This window comes from Ereboglobus sp. PH5-5 (assembly GCF_029504805.1).
Taxonomy (GTDB): Bacteria; Verrucomicrobiota; Verrucomicrobiia; order Opitutales; family Opitutaceae; genus Ereboglobus.
Genome location: NZ_JAQFIT010000005.1, coordinates 37,112 through 57,169 on the forward strand (window position 1 = coordinate 37,112; position 20,058 = coordinate 57,169).

Genomic DNA, 20,058 nt, shown 5'->3' on the forward strand with positions numbered 1-20,058 from the left:
GTCCATTTCAAACACGGGCGCGGCGTGTTACGCTTTCGGCATCCTGTTTTCAAAACCGGCTTCCCGCATTTCACCCTTCCCCACCCTTCAATCCCGCAACCTCACGATTCAACGGCAAACGAGTCCCCGGCACACTTGCGAATAGTCATGTCAATCCACGCACACATCATCCAGAAAACAATAAAAACGTATCCGGTCGGAAAACCCGAGCGCAACCCCATGTTCTTCGAGCGGCGGGTTTATCAAGGCTCGTCGGGGCGCGTTTATCCGGTTCCGTTTATCGACAAGGTTTTTGACGATCCGGTCGATGCGAACTACAGCGTCGCGGAATTGGAGAACGAATTTGTGCGACTCGAAATGCTGCCGGAAATCGGCGGCAGGATTTTTCTCGGGCAGGACAAGACCAACAACAACTACGATTTTTTCTACAAGCAAACCGTCATCAAGCCCGCCCTCGTCGGGCTCGCGGGGCCGTGGATTTCCGGCGGCGTGGAGTTTAACTGGCCGCAACACCACCGCCCCGGCACCTTCATGCCGGCGGACATGTTTATCGAGGAGGAGGCGGACGGCGCGCGCACGGTCTGGATGTCGGATCACGATCCGATGTTGCGCATGAAAGGCATGCACGGCATTCGCCTGCGCCCGGGCAGTTCGCTGGTGGAGCTGCGCGCGCGTTTGTTCAATCGCACGCCCTTCATGCAGACATTTCTGTGGTGGGCAAATGTCGCGGCTCGGGTGCATGATCGCTACCAGTCTTTTTTCCCGGAGGATGTCACCTACGTTGCCGACCACGCGGTGCGCGCGATGACATCGTTTCCGATTGCGACGAGTCCGTATTACGGTGTCCGTTATCAGGACCGCCCCGGGGCCAACGACCTGACTTGGTATAAAAATATTCCCGTGCCGACCAGCTACATGGTGTGCCAGACCGCGTTCGATTTCTTCGGCGGTTTCGACTTCGAGGCGGACGGCGGTTTTGTGCATGTGGCCGACCGCATGATTTCCCCCGGCAAAAAGCAATGGACCTGGGGCAACCACCCTTTCGGCTATTCGTGGGATCGCGAGCTGACCGACGAGGGCGGCCCCTACATCGAATTGATGGCGGGCGTTTACACGGACAACCAGCCCGACTTCGCGTATCTCGCGCCCTACGAGACCAAGACGTTCTCGCAATACTGGTGGCCCATCCAGAAAACCGGCCCCGTGCAAAACGCCAGCGAACGCGCCGCGCTCCGCCTCGTCGTCGCCGACGACAGGCGCATCGACGCGGCGGCGCTCGCGCCCGCGTCGCTCGACGGGCGCGTCATTTTGCGCGAGGGCGGGCACACGCTCATCGACACGCGCGTCGAGCTGCGTCCGGGCCGGCCCTGGCAAAACCGCGAGCACATCATGCGCGGTGACAATCCGTCCGCGCTTGAGCTGATCCTTGAGGACGCGCGCGGCGAACGCGTGCTCGACTACCGTCCCGTTGACCGCGCCGCGCAGAAACAATCGCGCAACGTCGCGATCGAGCCGCCCTCCCCCGCCGACATAACGACGGTTGATGAGTTGCGCTCCGTCGCCGAGCATCTTGAGCAATACCGCCATTGCACGCGCGCGCCCGAGCCCTACTGGGAGGAGGCGCTCAGGCGCGATCCGGACAATGTCGCGTGCAATATCGCGCTTGGCCGCCGCCTGCTTTCGCGCGGGCTCTTTGAGAAAGCCGCCGCGCATCTCGAACGCGCCATTGCGCGGCTCACGGAGCGGCATCCGAATCCCTCGACGGGCGAGGCGCATTATTACCTCGGCCTGGCCCGCCGCTTCCAAGGCCGCCATGCCGGGGCCGCTCGCCATTTCGGCAAGGCGACATGGAACTACGAATGGCGCGCGCCCGCGCACTACGAACTCGCCGCGCTTTCGTGCCGCGACCGTCAATGGAAACGCGCGCTCGAACACTTGGAGAGCGGCCTGAAAACCAACACCGAAAACAACAAGGCCCTCGTGTTAAAATCCATCGTGCTGCGCCGTCTCGGTGAGAACCAAATGGCAGGCGCCGCGCTGGACGCCTTGCTGAAAACCGACGCGCTCGACCATTGGGCGCGTTGCGAGCGGGCGCGCGCGATGAACGACAACACCGAGTTCCTCAAGCTGTCGCGCAACGACGCGCAGACGATTCTGGACATTGCGTTTGATTACGCCGAGGCCGGCCTGTTTGCGGAAGCGCTCGCGCTGCTTGATTTGCACGAGGCGCAACCCGTGGGCGTCAGCGCCACGCCGAACCCGATGGAGCGCTCGCAGTCGATCCGCTACACGCGCGCATGGCTGCTTGCGCAAACCGGCGATGCCGCCACCGCCGAGCGCGAACTCGCAGCGGCGCGCAATGCGCCGTTCGAATATTTCTTCCCCTCGCGCGTGCACGAGCAAGTTGCGCTCGAATGGGCGCTCGCGCAACCCGGCGACGATCCGCTCGCGGCCTACGCGCTTGGCAATTATTATTACGACAAAAAGCGTCACGAGGATGCGATTGCCGTGTGGGAGCGCTGCGCCGCCTCCTCCGCGAAATGCGCGACCGCGCACCGCAACCTTGGCATCGCGTATTGGAATATTCGCAACGACGGCGACAAGGCAAAGGCCGCCTACGAGCGCGCTCTTGAAATCGACCCGAATGATCCGCGCCTGATTTACGAATTCGACCAACTCTGCAAAAAGCGCAACGAACCGCTCGAAAAACGCCTCGCCTGGCTTGAGGCGCGGCGCGAGTTGGTCAACGAGCGCGACGACACATCGGTCGAGCTCGCCACGCTGTATAACCTGACCGGACAATCCGCCAAGGCGCTCGACCTCGTGCTCTCGCGCCGGTTCCACCCGTGGGAAGGTGGCGAGGGAAAAGTGCTGCGCGAATACACGCGGGCGCGGCTGCTGCTTGGCTGCGACGCGCTGGAACGCGGGACCGCGGACGAGGCGCTGAAGCAATTTCAACAGGCGATGGACACGCCCGACTCGCTCGGCGAGTCCTACCACCTGTTGCAAGCCAAAGCCAATGTGAACTACTGGACCGGTTGCGCGCTGCTGGCGCTCGGACAAAACGACGAGGCCGCGAAACACTTCGAAATGAGCGCCGCCGAGCAGGGCGATTTCAGCGAGATGGCCGTCACCGTCCACAGCCCGCTCAGTTATTATCGCGGACTTTCGCTGCGAAAACTCGGACGCGGGCAAGAGGCGGAAACGCTGTTTGAGGAAATGAAAAGTTTCGCAAAAATCCGCTTGGGCGAGCGCGCGAAAATCGACTACTTCGCCACGTCGCTGCCCGACATCCTTGTGTTCGACGAAAACCTTCAAGCCCGGCGTGACGCGGAAAACCATCTCTTAATCGCGCTCGCCTGCGAAGGCCTCGGCGACGCGGCTCGGGCTCGCGAACACCTCGCGCGCACGCTCGCTTTCACAAACGCCGACGCATGGGCCGCCGACTTGAAAAACAAACTGGAAAAATAACCGCACCATTAACCTCATATAAAAAACCATGAATGCCAACGTCCCCGCAGGCTCCGCAGTCCCCGCGCCGAAAACCGGTTACAACCTCGCCTACGTCTGGTGCATTTCGATTGTCGTCGCGCTGGGCGGTTTGCTGTTCGGTTACGACTGGGTCGTGATCGGCGGCGCGAAGCCCTTTTTCGAGCGCTATTTCCAGCTCGATAATCCCGCGCTTTCCGGCTGGGCCAACAGTTGCGCGCTCATCGGTTGCCTGGTCGGCGTCATGGTGGCCGGCATGCTCAGCGACCGCTTCGGACGCAAACGGCTGCTGATGACGGCCGCGCTCACATTTGCGATCACCTCGATCGGCAACGCCCTCGCGCCAAACTTCACGCTGTTCATCATCTGGCGGATGCTCGGCGGCGTGGCCATCGGCCTGGCGTCGAATCTCTCGCCGCTGTATATCGCCGAGGTCGCGCCGGCGCATTTGCGCGGACGGCTCGTTTCCGTGAACCAGCTCACCATCGTGATCGGCATTTTGCTGGCGCAATTCATAAACTGGTTTCTAGTGCGCAACCTGCCCGAGGGCGCGACGAACGAGTGGATCGTGAACTCGTGGTTCGGCCAGCAAGGCTGGCGCTGGATGTTCGGCCTCACCGCGGTGCCATCGGTGCTGTTCATCATCGGCATGTTTTTTGTTCCCGAAAGTCCGCGCTGGCTCGTGACAAAGGGCCGCGTGGATGACGCCGCGAAAATCCTCGGCAAAATCGGCGGCGCGGCCTACGCGCAAACGGCGATTGGCGAGATCAACCAAACCATCACCACCACGCGGGAAAAAATAAGCTTCCGCGAACTGCTCGACCCGCGTTTGCGGGGCGTGCTCATCCTGGGCATCACGCTCGCCGTCTTTCAGCAATGGTGCGGCATCAATGTCATATTCAATTACGCGGAGGATATTTTTAGCGCGGCGGGATATGATATTTCGACCGTGTTGAAAAACATCGCGTGGACGGGCTCGGTGAATCTCGCGTTCACGTTTGTCGCGCTCGGAACGGTGGACAAGGGCGGACGCCGCCCGCTGATGCTTTTCGGCGCGGCGGGGCTTGCGCTCATTTACACGGCGATGGGCTTTTGTTATTTCACAGGCGTGCAAGGCTGGCCGATGCTGCTGCTCGTGCTCGCCGCGATCGGCTGCTACGCCATGTCGCTCGGCCCCGTGACTTGGGTGGTGATTTCCGAGGTGTTCCCCAACCGCATACGCGGCGCGGCGATGGCCGTCGCCGTGGCGGCGTTGTGGGGCGCGTGCTTCGTGCTCACCTACACGTTCCCGCTGCTCAACAGCGCGCTCGGCGCCTACGGCACCTTCTGGCTGTATGCCGCGATCTGCCTCGCCGGATTTATTTTTATCAAAATTAAACTGCCCGAAACAAAGGGAAAAACACTCGAGCAATTGGAAAAGGAACTGGTTGATTAATGACACACACCACAACGAAATTTTAACCTGATTATCCCATGTCAAAAAAAACAGTAATTATATTCGCCCTAATATTGATCCAGACGCTTGCGGGGGCGAAGGATGAATTGTCATTGGCCGGCAAGTGGCAGGTGAGCCTGCGCCCTCCCCCGTCCGCCGACGCGGCATGGCGCGAAATCCGCCTGCCCGGAACACTCGACGACGCCGGCATCGGCGAGGCGCTCGCATTAAAACCGGAGCTGACGTTGCAAGTGCTCACGCGACTCCAGCGAAAGCACATTCACATCGGCCCCGCGTGGTATCGGCGCGAGGTTGTCATTCCCGAAAACTGGCGCGGCAAACAAGTCGTGCTGGAGCTTGAGCGCGTGCTTTGGGAGTCGCGGGTGTTTGTTGACGGAGTGGAAATCAGCCGCGAAGACAGCCTGAGCACGCCGCACCGGCACGACCTCACCGCCGCGCTGAAACCGGGGCGGCACGAGTTGATTTTGCAAATCGACAATTCGGAAATCCTGCCGGACTTGAGCCGCCACCACACGCGAAAATACCAGGCCCGCCACGACACCGCGCTGGCCCACGCCTATACAAATCACACGCAAGTGATGTGGAACGGCGCGCTCGGATTCATGCGCCTGGCCGCGATTGAACCGGACGCCATCAGGACAATCTCGGCGCACCCGCGCGTGACGCCCGGCTTCTCGGTTCAAATCGCGCTCGCGTTCGATTCCGCCGCGGCGAAAAGCAAAACGCGCAATGCCGCGACATTCGATTTGGTGCTGCGCAACGCCGCGGGAAAACAAGTCGCCGCGGCGACAAAATCATTTCTGCCAAACCAAGCGGGCGACTCGCTGGAAGCCGCGTGGACGCTGCCGGAAGGCAGTGTGCGCGCATGGGACGAACTTGCGCCGCATCTCTATAAACTGGAAGTGCGCGCTCCCGGCAAATCCGGCGCGCTTGCATCGACGACTCTTGGATTTCGCGAAATCGCGGCGCAAGGCAGCGAGCTTCACGTCAACGGCAAGCGCGTCTTTTTGCGCGGCACGCTCGAGTGCGCCGTGTTTCCGCTCACCGGTTATCCGGCAACATCCGTCGCCGAGTGGAAACGCATAATCGCCACGGCCAAGGAATGGGGGCTGAATCATTTCCGCTTCCATTCGTGGTGCCCGCCCGACGCCGCGTTTCAAGCGGCCGATGAACTCGGTTTTTATCTGCAAGCCGAGTTGCCGCACTGGAGCCTTCTGGTCGGTCAAAACAAGAAGTCCTGGAATTATCTAAACGAGGAGGCGCGGCGCATATTGACCGCCTATGGAAACCATCCCTCGTTCGTGCTCATGTCGCTCGGCAATGAACTGCAAGGCGACCTGGATTTGTTGAACAAGCTGGTCGGGGAACTGCGCGCGGAGGATTCGCGCCGGCTTTACACAACGACCTCGTTCACCTTCAAAAAAGGGCACGGACGCTCGCCCGAACCGCAGGACGAATTCTTCATCACACAATACACCAATGATGGCTGGGTTCGCGGGCAGGGTGTGTTTAATGAAAAACCGCCCTCCTTTGACAATGACTACAGTCATGCCGCAAAAAATATAAAAGTGCCGATCATCACGCACGAAATCGGACAATATTCGGTTTATCCCGATCTCGCCGAAATCAAAAAATACAAGGGCAACCTCGTGCCGTTAAATTTCATCGCCGTGCAAAACGACTTGAAGGCAAAGGGACTCTTGAAACTGGCGGACAAATTCACCGAGGCCACGGGCAGATTTGCAACCCTGCTCTACAAGGAGGAAATTGAGCGCGCCCTGCGCACGCCCGAGTTCGACGGGTTCCAGTTGTTGGGATTGCAGGATTTCCCGGGCCAGGGCACCGCGCTTGTCGGCATGGTGAACGTGTTTTGGGAGGGGAAACGCTTTATAAAATCGTCCGAGTTTCGCGAGTTTTGCAGCGCCACCGTGCCGCTCGCCCGCCTGCCGAAGGCGGTTTATGAACGCGGCGAAACCGTGAACGCCGCCATACAAGTGGCAAATTATGGAAATGATATAGACCCGGCCGTCATCAAATGGCGCGTCAAGGACCAGGCGGGAAAACAGATCGCGTCGGGACAATTTGATAAACAGGAAATCGCATCCGGCGGCACCGTGGATTGCGGTCGGATTTCGGTTGCGATTCCAGGCAGCGGCCCCGCGGCGCGCTGGACACTCGAAGTGACAATCGACGGCACGCCATATCGCAACCATTGGAACCTGTGGGTCTATCCGAAGGAAACAACACCCGTGCCGGATAACGTCACCTATACAAGAACACTCGGCGAGGCATTGACCGCCCTGTCCGCTGGCAAGAAAGTGCTCTTCAATCCACCCGTCGCGCAAACCAAGGGCATCGATGGGAAATTCGTTCCCGTTTTCTGGAGCCCGGTGCATTTCCCCGAGCAACCCGGCACGATGGGCATGTTGTGCGACCCGAAACATCCGGCGCTGAAAAACTTCCCGACCGGGGAGCACTCCGACTGGCAATGGTGGGATCTGGCGTTGAAATCAAAAAGCGTGCGAATCGACGGCCTCTCCGTGACGCCGATTGTGCGGGTGATTGACAATTTCGCCCGCAACCACTCGCTCGCCGCCGTGTTCGAGGCGCGCATCGGAAACGGACGCCTGCTATTCTGCACCATCGACCTGGACGCCGACCTGCAAACCCGCCCGCCCGCGCGCCAGTTGCGCAACAGCATACTGGGCTACATGGCCGGCGACTCCTTTAATCCAAACCCCGAAATGAAACCGGACGAACTCGGCGGAATGATTTTGAGCAACTAGCGCATTTATATAAAGAGTGCGGTCGTGTTTGACATTCAACAAACCTCGGCGCGTCCGCCCTGCCCTTCAACAACCAGAACTAAATCGTGGATGGCAGGGGTTGGTCCGTGGCATTTGAGACGCGCCCTTCGCCATGTGGAATTATAAGCGAAGGGCGGACGCCAGTGCTCGTGTTTGTGTTAAGCGCGCGTTGTGTCTTACCAGGCGCGGCGGTAGCCGAGGTTTAGCGACCAGGGGCGCTCGTAACGGGTCGCCTTGTTGTATTCGTAATCGAAATACACCTGGCTGCGCGCGTCGATCAGGTAGCCGACACCCGCGCCGGCTTCCATGCGCCAGCCGTCGAACCAGGGTTGGTAGGAGCGGCCTTCAACCGTCACCCTGCCGCCGCCGGTGTCGCTTTTCACCGCGGCAAACTTCAGGTAGGGCTGCCAGCGTCCGTAGTCCGCGCCGGTGCGCAGTTGTCCGCGATATTGCCAGGCGTCGGAGTCGCCGATGTGCACTTGCAGGTCGCGGCTCACGCCGTTCGAGACGGTGTAGTCCGCGCCGTTGATCCATGCCACGGCCACTTGCGCGCCGGGCTCAACCCAGTAGCGGCCGTTCATGAGACGGCGGCCAAACTCCACCGAGAGGCCTTGCGTTTGGTTGGTGTATTTGCCTCGCGAGACAAAGCCGTCCACACCGCGCGCGTTGAGTTCGTTGGTCGAGCGGTCGAAGCGCAGGGTCGCGTCCACGAACCAGGCGTTGTCGTAGAGCCAGAGCGCGTAGAGGCCGGCGCCGATCATGTTGCTCTTGCCGTCGCCGTATTGGTTGCGCGCGTCGTCGAAGGTGCGGTCGCTGCGGCTCATGCCGAGGTAGGCGCCGGCAATGAGCACCGCGTTTTCGCGGCGGAAGATTTTGTCGCCGCCGGCGGTGACGCCGTAGCTGTCCTGCTCGAAGGTGCTGCCGCCGAGTTGCGCGGAGGCGTTGAGGCGGTAGTTGTTCACGCGGGCCCAGACGTTGCCGGTGTCAACGGGCAGGTTCACGCGGATTTCGCCGAGGCGTTTGTGGACGTTGTCGAGGTTGTAGTGCCAGTCGGCGCCCATCACGCCGGCGGTGAGCAGGATCGCGTCGGCGGCGCGGCTGAGGGCGTCGCCGCCCGAGAGATAGTATGCGTTTTTGTCGGGCAGAATCAGGCCGCCGTCGCCTTTGTGGAGCTTGTAGGTGTGCATGCCGGATTCGAGGCCATCCGACTCAAACACGGCGTCGCCGTTGGTGTAGCCGATGACTTTGAGCGCGTAGGTGCGCAGCGGGTCGTCGAGCGGCGTGTCGTTGGTCGAGTTGAGGTAAACAAAGTGCGTGCCGCTGGCCGTGCCTTGGATCGAGAGTGTGTCGCTGTTTTGGTTGAACAGGTCCACGTTCATGACGCTGGTGGTGTCGCCGGTGAGGTTGCCGGTGATCGTCAGTGTGGTGTAATTGGTCGAAAGACCGGCGGCGGTGCTGTAGTTGATGCGACCGTTTTCGGCGTGCAGGTTTTTGACGGATTGCGAGTAATTGTTCAGGTCGAGCATCGCGTTGCGCAGGGTCAGGGTGCCGCTGTTTTGGATCGCGTCGGCAACGCCGGCGCGCAGGGTGCCGTTTTCGACGAGCGTGGCGCCGGCGTGCGTTTGCGCGACGGCGATGGTCGTGACGCCGGAGCCGGGGAGCACGAGGTTGCCCGCGCCTATGTTGCTGGCGAGGGTCATGTCGTAACCGTCGGCGTCGAGCGTGGCGGTGGCGTCCGCAGTGCTGACGAAGGGGTTCGAGACGGTGCCGCCGTAGCTGATGTAGAGGTCGGCGTTGTTGGCGAGCGTGGCGGTGGCGACGACGGCGACGGCGTGCGTGATGGCGAGGTGGCCGTCGTTGGTGAGCAACGAGGCGTCGCCCATGGCGGAGGAGCCGGTGAGGGCGAGCGCGCTGCCGGCGTCGATGACGGCGCGTGCGTTGGATGCGAGGCCGGAGTTGTCGCGCGAGATGGTGACGGTCGAGGATTCGGCGACGTGCACGGCGAGGTTGCCGGCGAGCTCGTTGCGAAGTGTGTCGGTGTAACCTTCGAGGCGCAGGGTGGCGTCATTGCCGTCTCCGGCGATATATGCCGAGCCGAGCACCGACTGGGTTTGCGCGCGCAGGGTGCCGCTTTCATCAATCCAGAAGGCTGCGTTTTCGGTGAGGCCGGTGTTATTTCCTGTGAGGAGCACGGTGCGGTCCTCCTTGATGATGACGACGCCGCTATTGCTGACGAGGTCCTTGCTGAATGTGCCGCTGGCATCGAGGTAGAGCCAGGTGGGGCCGAAGTCGCCGAGAAATACGGTGCCGGAGTTGCCGAGGCCGGCGAGGTTGGTGAGGTGGACATCGCTCCACGATGTGTCGCTGCCGGCATATACGTTGCCCGTGAAGCCGGTATTGGCTCCGTGGATGTAAACATCGGAGTTGCCAGTAAGGGTGATCGTGGAGGCGTCGCCGCCGGTCAGCGCGTTGTCGCCGTGCAGCGTGCCGGAGCCGTGGATATTGAGCACGCCGCTGGCGCCGAGGTTGATGCTGGCGGTGTCTGCTATGTCAACGTCGCCGATGGTTTGCTCCTGATTGTTGAGATCGAAGACCGACTCCGCTTCGATGGTGAGGCTGGAGGTTTGGCCGAGGACGTTGTCGGCGAGGGCTTTCACGGCCGTGGTGCCGGTGATGAGGCTCGCGCCGGTGTAGTCGTTGCCGGTGTGGCCGAGCGAGAGGGTGCCGCCGCCGGTGAAGGCGAAGCCGCCCGTGCCGCTGAGTTGCGCGCTGAGGGTTTTGTCAACCGAGCCGGTGTGGTCGATCACCACGCCGAGGCCGTCGGCGATGGAGGTGGTGCTTTCGATTTTGCTCACGCCGTAGCCGAGGGCGATGCCGGCAGCGCCGAGGGTGCCGCTGGCGTCAACGACGGTCGCGGTGTAGCCGTAGTGAATGTTGCCAACCGTGACGCCGCCGGCGTTTTCGATCGTGGTGGAGGCCGTGCCGGGCGGGTTGGCGATTTCGTTGCCGTAGGCGTCTTTCACGGTGAAGGAGACACCGTCCGTGGCTCCGACGCCGAGGACGTCCGCCTTGACGACGAGGGCTTGGTTGTCGCCGTCAACGTCGAAGAGGTGTCCGCTGAGGGCGCCGGTGGCGTCGAGGCCGTTGAGGATGCCGTCGGCGACGTGGATTTGGCTCGCGCCGTTGGTGACGGTGAGCGTGCTGGTGTTGAGCACGGAGGGCGCGACGGGGCTGGTGTTGGTGTTGGTCACGACGACGAGCGCGCCGCCGGCCATGTCGAGCGTGCCGAGGGTGCCGGTGATGGCGGAATCGACCGTGGTGCTGCCTTTCTCGCCGAGGCTCAGGGTGGCGTTGCGCAGGGTGTCTAGCGCGTTGGTGTCGAGGACGAGGTGCGCGCCGCCGTTGTCGCCGCGAATGCCTACGGTGCCGGTGAAGGCCGTGCCGATGTCGATGGTGTAGTCGATGGTGCCGGCGATGGGGGCGGTGTTGGCGAGGTCGAGCAGGCCGACGCCGGAGATGGCGTTGCTAACGGTCGCGGCGGCGGTGGCGGAGATTTGCAGGGTGGCGCCGGCGTCGATGGAGGCGGCGCTTCCGCTGAGCTGGTATTCGTCCCACGCGACGTTGAGGGTGCCGGTTTTCACGAGCGTGATTTGTTGCTTCATGCCCGCGCCGGGATCCTTGTCGATTGTCCATGCGCCCGCGCCCTGCTTGATGAGCGTGCCGCTGAAGGTGGTGTCGCCGGTGACGGCGTCGGAGTAATTTTGCGTGCCGCCCGCGTCGCCGTTGAGCGTGAGTTGCGAGGCCGCGCCGGCGATGTTGAGGTTGCCGACGAGTGTGCCGCTGTTCCAGAGAGTCACTTCGTTCGCGGCGTCGGCGGTGAGGTTGATCGCGTGGGTGCCGCCGCTGATCACGCCGCCGGTGGTGTTGGTGATGACGGTCTGGGCATTGGCATAAATGCCAGTGTCGGCGGTGCCGGAGATGGTGCCGGAGTTGGTGACACGGCCGCCGTTGGCGAGGTATATGCCGTTGTCATCGCCCCGGATGAGGCCGGTGTCGTTGTTGACAATCGCGACCTGGCCGGCGCTGTCGGCGTAGATGCCGTGGCTGGAGGCGGAGGTGCCGGTGATTTCGCCGGAGTTGGTCACCGTGCCGCTGCCGTTCAGATACGCGCCGTAGAGTCCGCCCTCGATCAAGGCGTTGGAGGTGCTGGTGATTTCGATGGTGCCGAAGACGTGGATGCCGGCGCCATCGGCCGCGAGGCCGCGGATGGTGCCGGTGTTGAGCGTCGTGCCGCTGCCCGCGAGGTAAGCGCCGGTGCCGCCGCCTTGGACGAGGCCCGTGTTTGTGAGCAGGGCGGGGCCGTTGAAATAAACGCCCAGGCCGCTGCCCGACACACCGAGGATCGTGCCGTGGTTCGCCAGCGTGCCGCTCGATTCAAAATAAACGCCGATGGACTCGCCCTGGATGAGGCCGCCGGTGGTGTTGGTGACAAGCGCGTTCCAATTGCCCAGCCTGACGCCGTGGCTGACCGCGGAGGTGCCGCTGATCGTGCCGGAGTTCGTTATGGCGCCATCAGTCATGCGCACCCCGGCGGCTCCGCCCGAAATCAGGCCGCCGTTTTCGTTGGTGAGTGTGACGGTGCCGCCGGAATAGATGCCGTGGCTGCCGGCGGAGGCGCCGCTGATTGTTCCGGTGTTGGTGATCGTGCCGCCGACGTCGAGCCGGATGCCGGTGGTGCCGCCGGTGATGAGGGCGTGGTTGGCGACGGTGCCGCCGCCTTGCAGCCACACGGCGATGTCGTTGCCCTCGATGAGTCCGCCCGCGGTGTTGGTGACGAGGGTGGTCGTCGCCGAGACGATGGCTTCGCTGCCCATCATGGCGCGGATGGTGCCGGTGTTGAGGATCGTGCCGCCCGCCGCGCCCGTGTCGAGCGAGACGCCTTGCGAGTAGCCCTCGATGAGGCCGCTGTTGGTGATGTCAACACGACCGTTGGAATACACGCCGATGCTGCCGGCGCGGGTCGTGTCGCTGACGATGGCGCCGTGATTGGTGATCGTGCCGCCGGCAACCAGCCGCACGCCGTAGGTGCCGCCCTGAATGAGGGCGCCGGTGGCGTTGGTGACGAAGGCCGCGTTGCCAGCGGAATTGACGCCGATGCCGTTGGCGGAGGTGCCGGTGATCGTGCCGGAGTTGCTCACCGTGCCGCCGGCGAGGAGGGAAACTCCTCTTGCTCCGCCCTGAATGAGGGCGCCGGTGTCGTTGGTGACGAGCGTGGCGTTGGCGTCGGAAAGGACGCTGGTGGAGTTGGCGGCCGTGCTGATGATCGTGCCGGAGTTGCTCACCGTGCCACCGGCGAGGAGGGAAACTCCTCTGTAGCCGCCCTGAATGAGGGCGCCGGTGGTGTTGGTGACGAAGGCTGCGTAGACTTCGGAATTGACGCCTTGGCCTGAGGAGGCGTCGGTGCCGGTGATCGTGCCGGCGTTGCTCACGGTGCCGCCGGCGACGAGGGAAACGCCGTAGAGGTCGCCCTGAATGAGGGCGCCGGTGGTGTTGGTGACGAGCGTGGCGTTGGATGCTGAATAGACGCCGGTGGAGTTGGCGGTGGCGCCAATGATCGTGCCGGAGTTGCGCACCGTGCCGCCGGCGGCGAGGGAAACTCCTCTTGCGCCGCCCTGAATGAGACCGCCGGTGTCGTTGGTGACGAGCGTGGCGTTGGCGGCGGAATTGACGCCGATGCCGTTGTAGGCGGTGCCGGTGATCGTGCCGGAGTTGGTAACCGTGCCGCCCTGGTTCAGATTCACGCCGTGTCCGAGCCCCTGGATGAGGGCGTTGGTGGTGTTGGAAATGAGCGTGGCATTATTGTTGGAATAGATGCCTTGGCTGGTGGCGGAAGTGCCACTGATTGCGCCAGCGTTGGTGACCGTGCCGCCGCCGGCGAGGTTCACACCGGTATCGGCGCCTCGAATCAGGCCGGTGTTGCTGTTGCTGACGAGGATGGCGCCGGTCATTGCATCGACTCCCGTGCCGCCGAGGATTGTGCCGGAGTTGGCCACGGTGCCCAGCTCGATGCTCACACCGCGGGTATGGCCGCGGATAAAGCCGCCCGTCTCGTTGCTTATGCGGATGGAAACATTGCTGCCGGAAACACCGCCGTAGTTGCCGGTGATCGAACCGGAATTGACGAGCGTGCCGCCCGCCAGAAACTCAACACCCACGTAATTTGCGTTGATGAGCGCATCGGTGTTGTTTTCAACAAACACCGCCGCGCCGGTCGCCGTGACGCCCACCCTCGAGCTGCTTTCAATCGTGCCGGAATTGGCAAGCGTGCCGCCTGCCTCGAACAATACGGCGCTGGGGCCGCCTTGGATGAGTCCGGCGGAGTTGTTCGTGATCGTCGCCGCCCCGGACACGCGCACGCTGGCCTCGCCATATCCGAAGATCGCGCCGTCGTTGCCCAGCGAGCCCGTGCCCTGCATATGCACGCCCAGTATGCCACCGGTGAGAGTGCCTTCGTTGGTGTGAGTTTTGGTGTTCGCAAGAATCAACGCGGTGCCGCTGCTGACATAGACCTCACCAGTGCCGGTGAGCGTGGAATTCACGCCGAGATAAACGCCGCCGCCTTCGATGCGTCCGTCGTTGCGCACGTTTATGGTGGCGCTTGCGTCCGCATAAATGCCATTCTCTATTGTGGCGCCGGCGTTGTTTTCGATCCGCGCCACGCCGCCCTCCACACGCACGCCGTGACCGTTGTCGCCCTGTATCCAGCCGTTGTTGACCACCGAGCCGCCCGCAGTGAGCGTCACGCCGTCGATGCCACCGTAAATGATGCCGTTCGTCTCATTGGTGATGAGCGTGGCGGCGTTGGTGGAATAAACGCCGGACGCGGCGTAGCCTTCGATATTGCCGTCGTTCGTCACTGTGCCGCCCATGTCGAGGTTTACGCCATAATTGCCACCCATGATCAAGGCGTCGGTGGTGTTGGTGATCGTCACCGGCGCGCTTTTCGCCTCCACGCCGATGTCGTTTGTGCCCTCGATCGTGCCGTTGTTGCCCAGCGAACCGGTGCCCGCAAAGGACACGCCGACCATGCCGCCCTTGATCTCGTTTGGATTGGTGTGGGTCGCGCCGTCCAGCAGGATCAGCGCCGTGCCGGTGACGTCCATGGAGCCGGTTCCCGTAAGGGTGGAATTGGTGCCCAGCCAGATGCCCAGGCTGCCTGAAACGGTGCCGTTGTTCACCACCTTGGTGGTGCCGCCGGCGTAGATGCCTCCGTTGATTGTGGCGCCGGCATTGTTTTCCACGAGGCCCTCGCCCGCGCCTATATACACGCCGTAATTAGAGTCGCTCGTGATTTCACCATAGTTACTCACCGTGCCGCCATTCACCAGACGCACCCCATTGCCATATCCTTGAATCGTGCCGCTGGCTTGGTTGGTGATGAGCGCCGTGCTGTTGGAAAATACGCCACGGCCGGTTCCACTGATAATCGAGCCTTTATTCGCAACTGTGCCTCCGGCACGTAGAAGCACCGCATCGCCCGTGCCGCTGATAACCGCGTTCGCCTCGTTCGTGACCAGCGCGGAAACGGCGTTGCCCACATGAACACCCCAGTTCCCTTTTATGGTGCCGGAGTTTGCGACCGTGCCGCCTCCGTAGAGGTCTATGGCATCATCACCGATGCCATGGATGAGTCCGTTGTTGGTGACCAAGGTCGATGCGGTGCCGGAGTTGATGCCATCGCTGCTGCCTATGATTATGCCGTGGTTGTCAATGATACCGCCTCCAGCCGAAAGGTATATCCCATTGGATGACCCCGATGCCAGCGCGCCGGCATCGATGGTGAGGTTCACGCCGGTCATCGTGCCCTGCATGCCGGTGCCGCCGCTGACGGTGCCGGTGAGGGTGTAAGTGCCGGAATTGGCGAAGGTGTAGCTGGTGCTGAGGCCCTCGATGCGTGTCGACTCGGCGGGCAGGGGTGCGTGGCTCATGAATGCTGCGAGCAGAATGAGCGCAAGGATGCCGCGCGAGCGGGCGCGAATCAGATGGCGTGTGAGACGGTTTGTGGTGTGCATGAGGGGGAAAAAGGATTGAGGGTTAACATGGGGCGATGGAAATGGCGCCCTGCTGGTTTATGGATGAATGGGACGTTTTTTGTTTTTTTACACGTTTTTAGTTACGGGCAATTTTTGCAATCCTCTAATGAAGATTTGCGCCAACAAAACACCTGGGAAATTTGAACACGCAAGGCGCCGAACCGCATTTGCGGGCACGCTAAAAAACCGCTCGCACTGCGGAGGATTTTCTTTGAGCCTCGCGGGCTATGTTAAAAGTCGGAGTCATCGGAGCATCGGGTTATTCGGGCGAGCAGTTGCTGAAGCTGCTTCTCGCGCATCCGCGCGTCACACTCGCGGCCGTCACCTCGCGTTCGCAGGCGGGCAAGCCGCTCTCGCAAGTCGTGCCGTTTTTGCGCGGACAGGATCGCGGGCTCGCGTTTGTCGACTCGGACGCCGCCGCGCTCGCCGCGAGTGACATCGATTTGTTTTTCCTCGCCCTTCCCCACGGTGCCGCGGCTGAGTTTGCCAAGGCGCTCGTTCCGGCGGGCAAGCGCGTGATCGACCTGAGCGCCGATTTCCGCATCGCCGATCTCGCAACCTACGAAAAATACTACGGAAAACACCACGCGCCCGAGTTGCTGCCCGGCGCGCGTTTTGTGCTTCCCGAGCTCGCGCCGCCCTCGTGGAAGACCGAGGCCAAGTTAATCGCCGCGCCCGGTTGTTATCCGACGAGCATCCTCACCCCGCTCCTGCCGCTTGTGCGCGCGGGCGGCATCATTTCGCACAAGCATATCGTCGCCAACTCCCACAGCGGCGTGAGCGGCGCGGGCAAAAAGGCGCAGGAAATATATCTCTACGTCGAGCGCGCCGAAAGCATCAAGGCCTACGGTCTGGTTAAACACCGCCATCTTGCCGAAATCGAGGAGCAACTTTCGCTCGGCGCCGGCGGCAGCCCCATCGCGATCCAATTCAACCCGCATCTCGCCCCCATGCGCCGCGGCATCGCGACAACAATCACCGTGCCCGCCGCGCCGGGGGCGACAATCGACGCGCTCTACGCCGCGTGGAAGTCCGTTTACGCCGGGCGCCCTTTCGTGCAAATTCTCCCGACGGGCGAGACTCCCGACACCGCGCATGTGACGGGCACGAATCGCGTGGACATGTCCGCCGTGCTCGACGAGCGCACGGGCAATTTTGTGATCACCTCCGCCGTTGACAATCTTGTGAAAGGCGCGAGCGGCCAGGCTGTGCAGATTATGAACATCTGGTGCGGTTTCGACGAAACCGCCGGATTGGTGTGAGGCAAAAAATTTGGCCGGGGTAAAAGGCAGGGCGAACCGTCCCGGTGAGCCGCCTTGCCATCCCTGCTCACCGGGACGGTTCGCCCTGCCCCAGGCTCTGCCTCGCCAAAAGCGTCACTTGATGAATTTCTTCAAATCCCACGGTCTGATGTCCGTGGCGCGAACATTCCCCTTGCCGTCGAAAATGTGCCCGCTCCACTGGCCGCCGGCAACCAGGCGTTGATAGAGTTCGCCCTTGTTTCCCTTGCCGTCGAAATGAACGGGCATCTTGCACTTCGTTTTTTTGATGAATGCCTTCACTTCGGCGCTCTTGCTTTCCGGATCGAGGCACACAGCCACAAACTCAATCTGCCTGCGGCTGTAATTGTAATACTGGTCGAGCATCCGGTCCATTTCGCCGGCGGCGTTTCGGGATGTCGTGCTCCAGGTGAAGACATACAGCAGTGTGTCGCTCTTGAGCTTGGCGGAGTCGAACGCCTTTCCATTGATCGTGGTGAAGGCGAGCGTGAACGGCGTCTTGCGCATTTCGCCGAGCCGGAGCTCCCGCTTCGCCCAGTTGGAGAGGTCCCTGATCTTGCTTTTTGAGCATCCCTCAAGCTGCGTGTCGATGACCTTTTGCATCGAGGGCAGCCGTGCCTTCATGCGGTTCAAGACCAGGTAGAAGCCCCGCTCGCGATCCAGCATGTAAATGTCGCTGCCCGGGGTTTGCGCAAGGTCGTCGATATGCCTGCGCCAGTCATTGATCGCGCTTCCGGATGGCGCGTCGAGGGTTTCGCCCTCGGCGATCGCGGCGCGAAGCGCGGCAAAGGCGGCCTTGTTCTTGTCGTTGGCGGCGGGTTGCTTGTCTATGATCGCAAAGTTGACTTTTGCATACCAGTCGGATCGCAGCGCGTCATTTTTGGCGAGAACGCTCGTGCCGAAACTGAGCATGTCGTTGACGACTTCCCTCGCCCGTTTTGCATCGCCTCCGTGATCGGCGAGGAACCCCACGCCGGCGTCGCACAGTTGCTGGCTAAAGGCGACGTCCCGCTTGGGGCTTTTGCGCATGCCCTTAAATTTGTTAAAGGACTCGTCGGCGGTTTGCGCCCAGGCCGTCGAGACGATGAGGCAGGCGAGCGCGAGGATGGGGATTCGGAGTGTGGTTTTCATGGTAAAATTGTTTTTGGGGACGGGCGGCGGGCGATTTCATGAAACAAACGCGCTGCCTTGTTTCAATGTTTTAAGGATTGAATTTCGTTCGGAAGAAACAGCCGTCGCCGCAAGCGCGCGAGTTTCACAAGCGGTTTACTTTTTGCCCGGCGCAAACGCCTCCATCGCCTCGCGCGTGATGATATGGCGCGCGCCGCAACGCGGGCAGCGCATCTCGATTTTCGGCTCGTCGCCGAAAAGCCCGCCGGGGTCGCGTTTCATCGCGGGCAGGAGCACCTCCATCATTCGGCTCTGGTTGCATCCGCAGTGCCAGCGGTAGATTCGTTTTTCGAGCAGTGCGAGCGTTTCGCTTTTGTCGATCCCGCGCATGGCGTCGGTCGTGAGCGCGTCGAACCATGCCTTGTCACAATCGGGATGCTCCGCGACCATCACGTAATCCTCCTCGGCCAGCTGAAAAAAACGCGCGGGGCGCTGCTCGCTTTGCGCGTAAAACTTTTCAACGCCCGCGAGCGGATCGCCGCCCTCGAACTCGACCGCGCTGCGGCGCTTCGGCTCGCCGGGCCGCACCGTGTCGGCGTAAAACAAGTTGCCCTGCATTTCCTTCACGTCCTCGTCGAACACGCGCCCGGTGATCGCGCCGGTCTCGTTGTCGCCGGTGAGAAACAGGTTCAAAAGCGGCTGCTGAAAATGAATCGTCCACGCGGTCATCTCGTTCCACGGGCGCGACGCCAGGTGGAGCGCAAAACCCGCCAGCGCGCGCTTGAACAATTCCGCGTGCGCGGGCTCGACGCGCAGTTTCTGTTCGCCGGCATGCAAAAAGTAATCGACATACAGCTCGCTGAACATGCCGCGCGCGACGAGCGCGTTGCGATTGCGGACAAAATACGTGCGAACTTCGTGGCCGGCGTCCTTCAAGTTGGGCGGTGTGTTTTCAGGCATGGCGAACAGGCAAGGCGAATTCCCCGTTTTTGAAAAGCCGCAATATGCGGCCATTGAGGCTAATTGGTTTGAAATATTCGCGCCTGTTCGCGTTCATTCGCGGCTCAAAAACATGGGCACTCGCATCACTCGAACACATCGGATTTTTCTCATCAGCTTCATACTTTTCGCAACCTTCGCATTCGCGGCGAACGCCGCCACCGTGCAGGAGCGGGTCAACCAATACGGCGCCGCGGTTCGCGCGCGCATGGAACCGCGCTTCAAGGCAGCCGGCCTCACATACCCCGCCGCGCGCCTTACATTCATCGTGCTCAAGGACGTCAAGCGCCTCGAACTTTGGGCGGGCAACAACACCTCCAAGGACGCGCCCATGCGCCTCGTCAAAACCTACGAAATCAAGGCCGCCAGCGGCACCGCAGGCCCCAAGCTCCGCGAGGGCGACCGGCAGGTTCCCGAGGGCATCTACGCCATCGAATCGCTCAATCCCAACAGCCGCTACCATCTCTCGTTGCGAATCAATTATCCGAACGCCTTCGACCGCGCCCGCGCCAGGGAGGAGCGCCGTGCCAACCTCGGCGGCGACATCATGATCCACGGCAAGGCGGTGTCCATCGGCTGCATCGCGATGGGTGACGAGGCCGCGGAGGAACTCTTCGTGATGGCCGCGCAAACCGGCGTTAAAAACATCCGCGTCCTCCTTTGCCCCTGCGACCTGCGCTCGCAGGAAAACTTTCTCCCGCCCTTCACCGCCCCCGGGTGGACCGCCACGATCTACAAAAACCTGAAGCTCGTGCTCGAGGATTATAAATGAGGAGCACAATCACACCCTGCGCGAGCCGCTCTTGCGCAACGGTTGGCTCATG

General features: G+C 61.9%; 8 protein-coding genes. 5 read left to right on the forward strand and 3 right to left on the reverse strand.

Annotated features, from left to right (window positions below; translation table 11 throughout):
- The first annotated feature begins 147 nt into the window (after positions 1-147).
- Genes M2103_RS04315 through M2103_RS04325 form a run of 3 tightly spaced genes read left to right on the forward strand, consistent with a single transcriptional unit; the run spans position 148 to position 7,731 of the window.
- Positions 148-3,471 carry a DUF5107 domain-containing protein gene (locus tag M2103_RS04315; protein ID WP_277508969.1) on the forward strand — a complete coding sequence of 1,108 codons (3,324 nt, stop codon included), beginning with the start codon at positions 148-150 and terminating at the stop codon, positions 3,469-3,471.
- A gap of 28 nt (positions 3,472-3,499) precedes the next feature.
- Positions 3,500-4,924: a sugar porter family MFS transporter gene (locus M2103_RS04320; protein WP_277508970.1), complete on the forward strand. Its 1,425-nt coding sequence runs from the start codon at positions 3,500-3,502 to the stop codon at positions 4,922-4,924.
- Positions 4,925-4,962: 38 nt separating this feature from the next.
- A complete protein-coding gene (locus tag M2103_RS04325) occupies positions 4,963-7,731 on the forward strand; it encodes a sugar-binding domain-containing protein (protein ID WP_277508972.1) in 2,769 nt (922 codons plus the stop codon).
- Positions 7,732-7,928: 197 nt separating this feature from the next.
- Here the strand turns inward: M2103_RS04325 and M2103_RS04330 are convergent, their stop codons facing one another.
- Positions 7,929-15,824 carry an autotransporter outer membrane beta-barrel domain-containing protein gene (locus tag M2103_RS04330; protein ID WP_277508973.1) on the reverse strand — a complete coding sequence of 2,632 codons (7,896 nt, stop codon included), beginning with the start codon at positions 15,822-15,824 and terminating at the stop codon, positions 7,929-7,931.
- A gap of 248 nt (positions 15,825-16,072) precedes the next feature.
- On the opposite strand from M2103_RS04330, the gene argC reads away from it, so the two are divergent.
- Positions 16,073-17,107: an N-acetyl-gamma-glutamyl-phosphate reductase gene (gene argC / locus M2103_RS04335; protein WP_277508975.1), complete on the forward strand. Its 1,035-nt coding sequence runs from the start codon at positions 16,073-16,075 to the stop codon at positions 17,105-17,107.
- A 114-nt stretch (positions 17,108-17,221) separates the two neighbouring features.
- Here the strand turns inward: argC and M2103_RS04340 are convergent, their stop codons facing one another.
- The gene (locus M2103_RS04340; RefSeq protein WP_277508976.1) at positions 17,222-18,256 is read right to left on the reverse strand and encodes a hypothetical protein; all 1,035 of its coding nucleotides are present in this window, start codon (positions 18,254-18,256) and stop codon (positions 17,222-17,224) included.
- 135 nt (positions 18,257-18,391) lie between these two features.
- The gene (locus tag M2103_RS04345; RefSeq protein WP_277508977.1) at positions 18,392-19,195 is read right to left on the reverse strand and encodes an Hsp33 family molecular chaperone HslO; all 804 of its coding nucleotides are present in this window, start codon (positions 19,193-19,195) and stop codon (positions 18,392-18,394) included.
- Positions 19,196-19,307: 112 nt separating this feature from the next.
- Here M2103_RS04345 and M2103_RS04350 point away from each other — a divergent pair, with 112 nt between their 5' ends.
- Positions 19,308-20,006, forward strand: a complete 699-nt coding sequence (locus M2103_RS04350) for a L,D-transpeptidase family protein (RefSeq protein WP_277508978.1) — start codon at positions 19,308-19,310, stop codon at positions 20,004-20,006.
- The last annotated feature ends 52 nt before the right edge of the window (positions 20,007-20,058 follow it).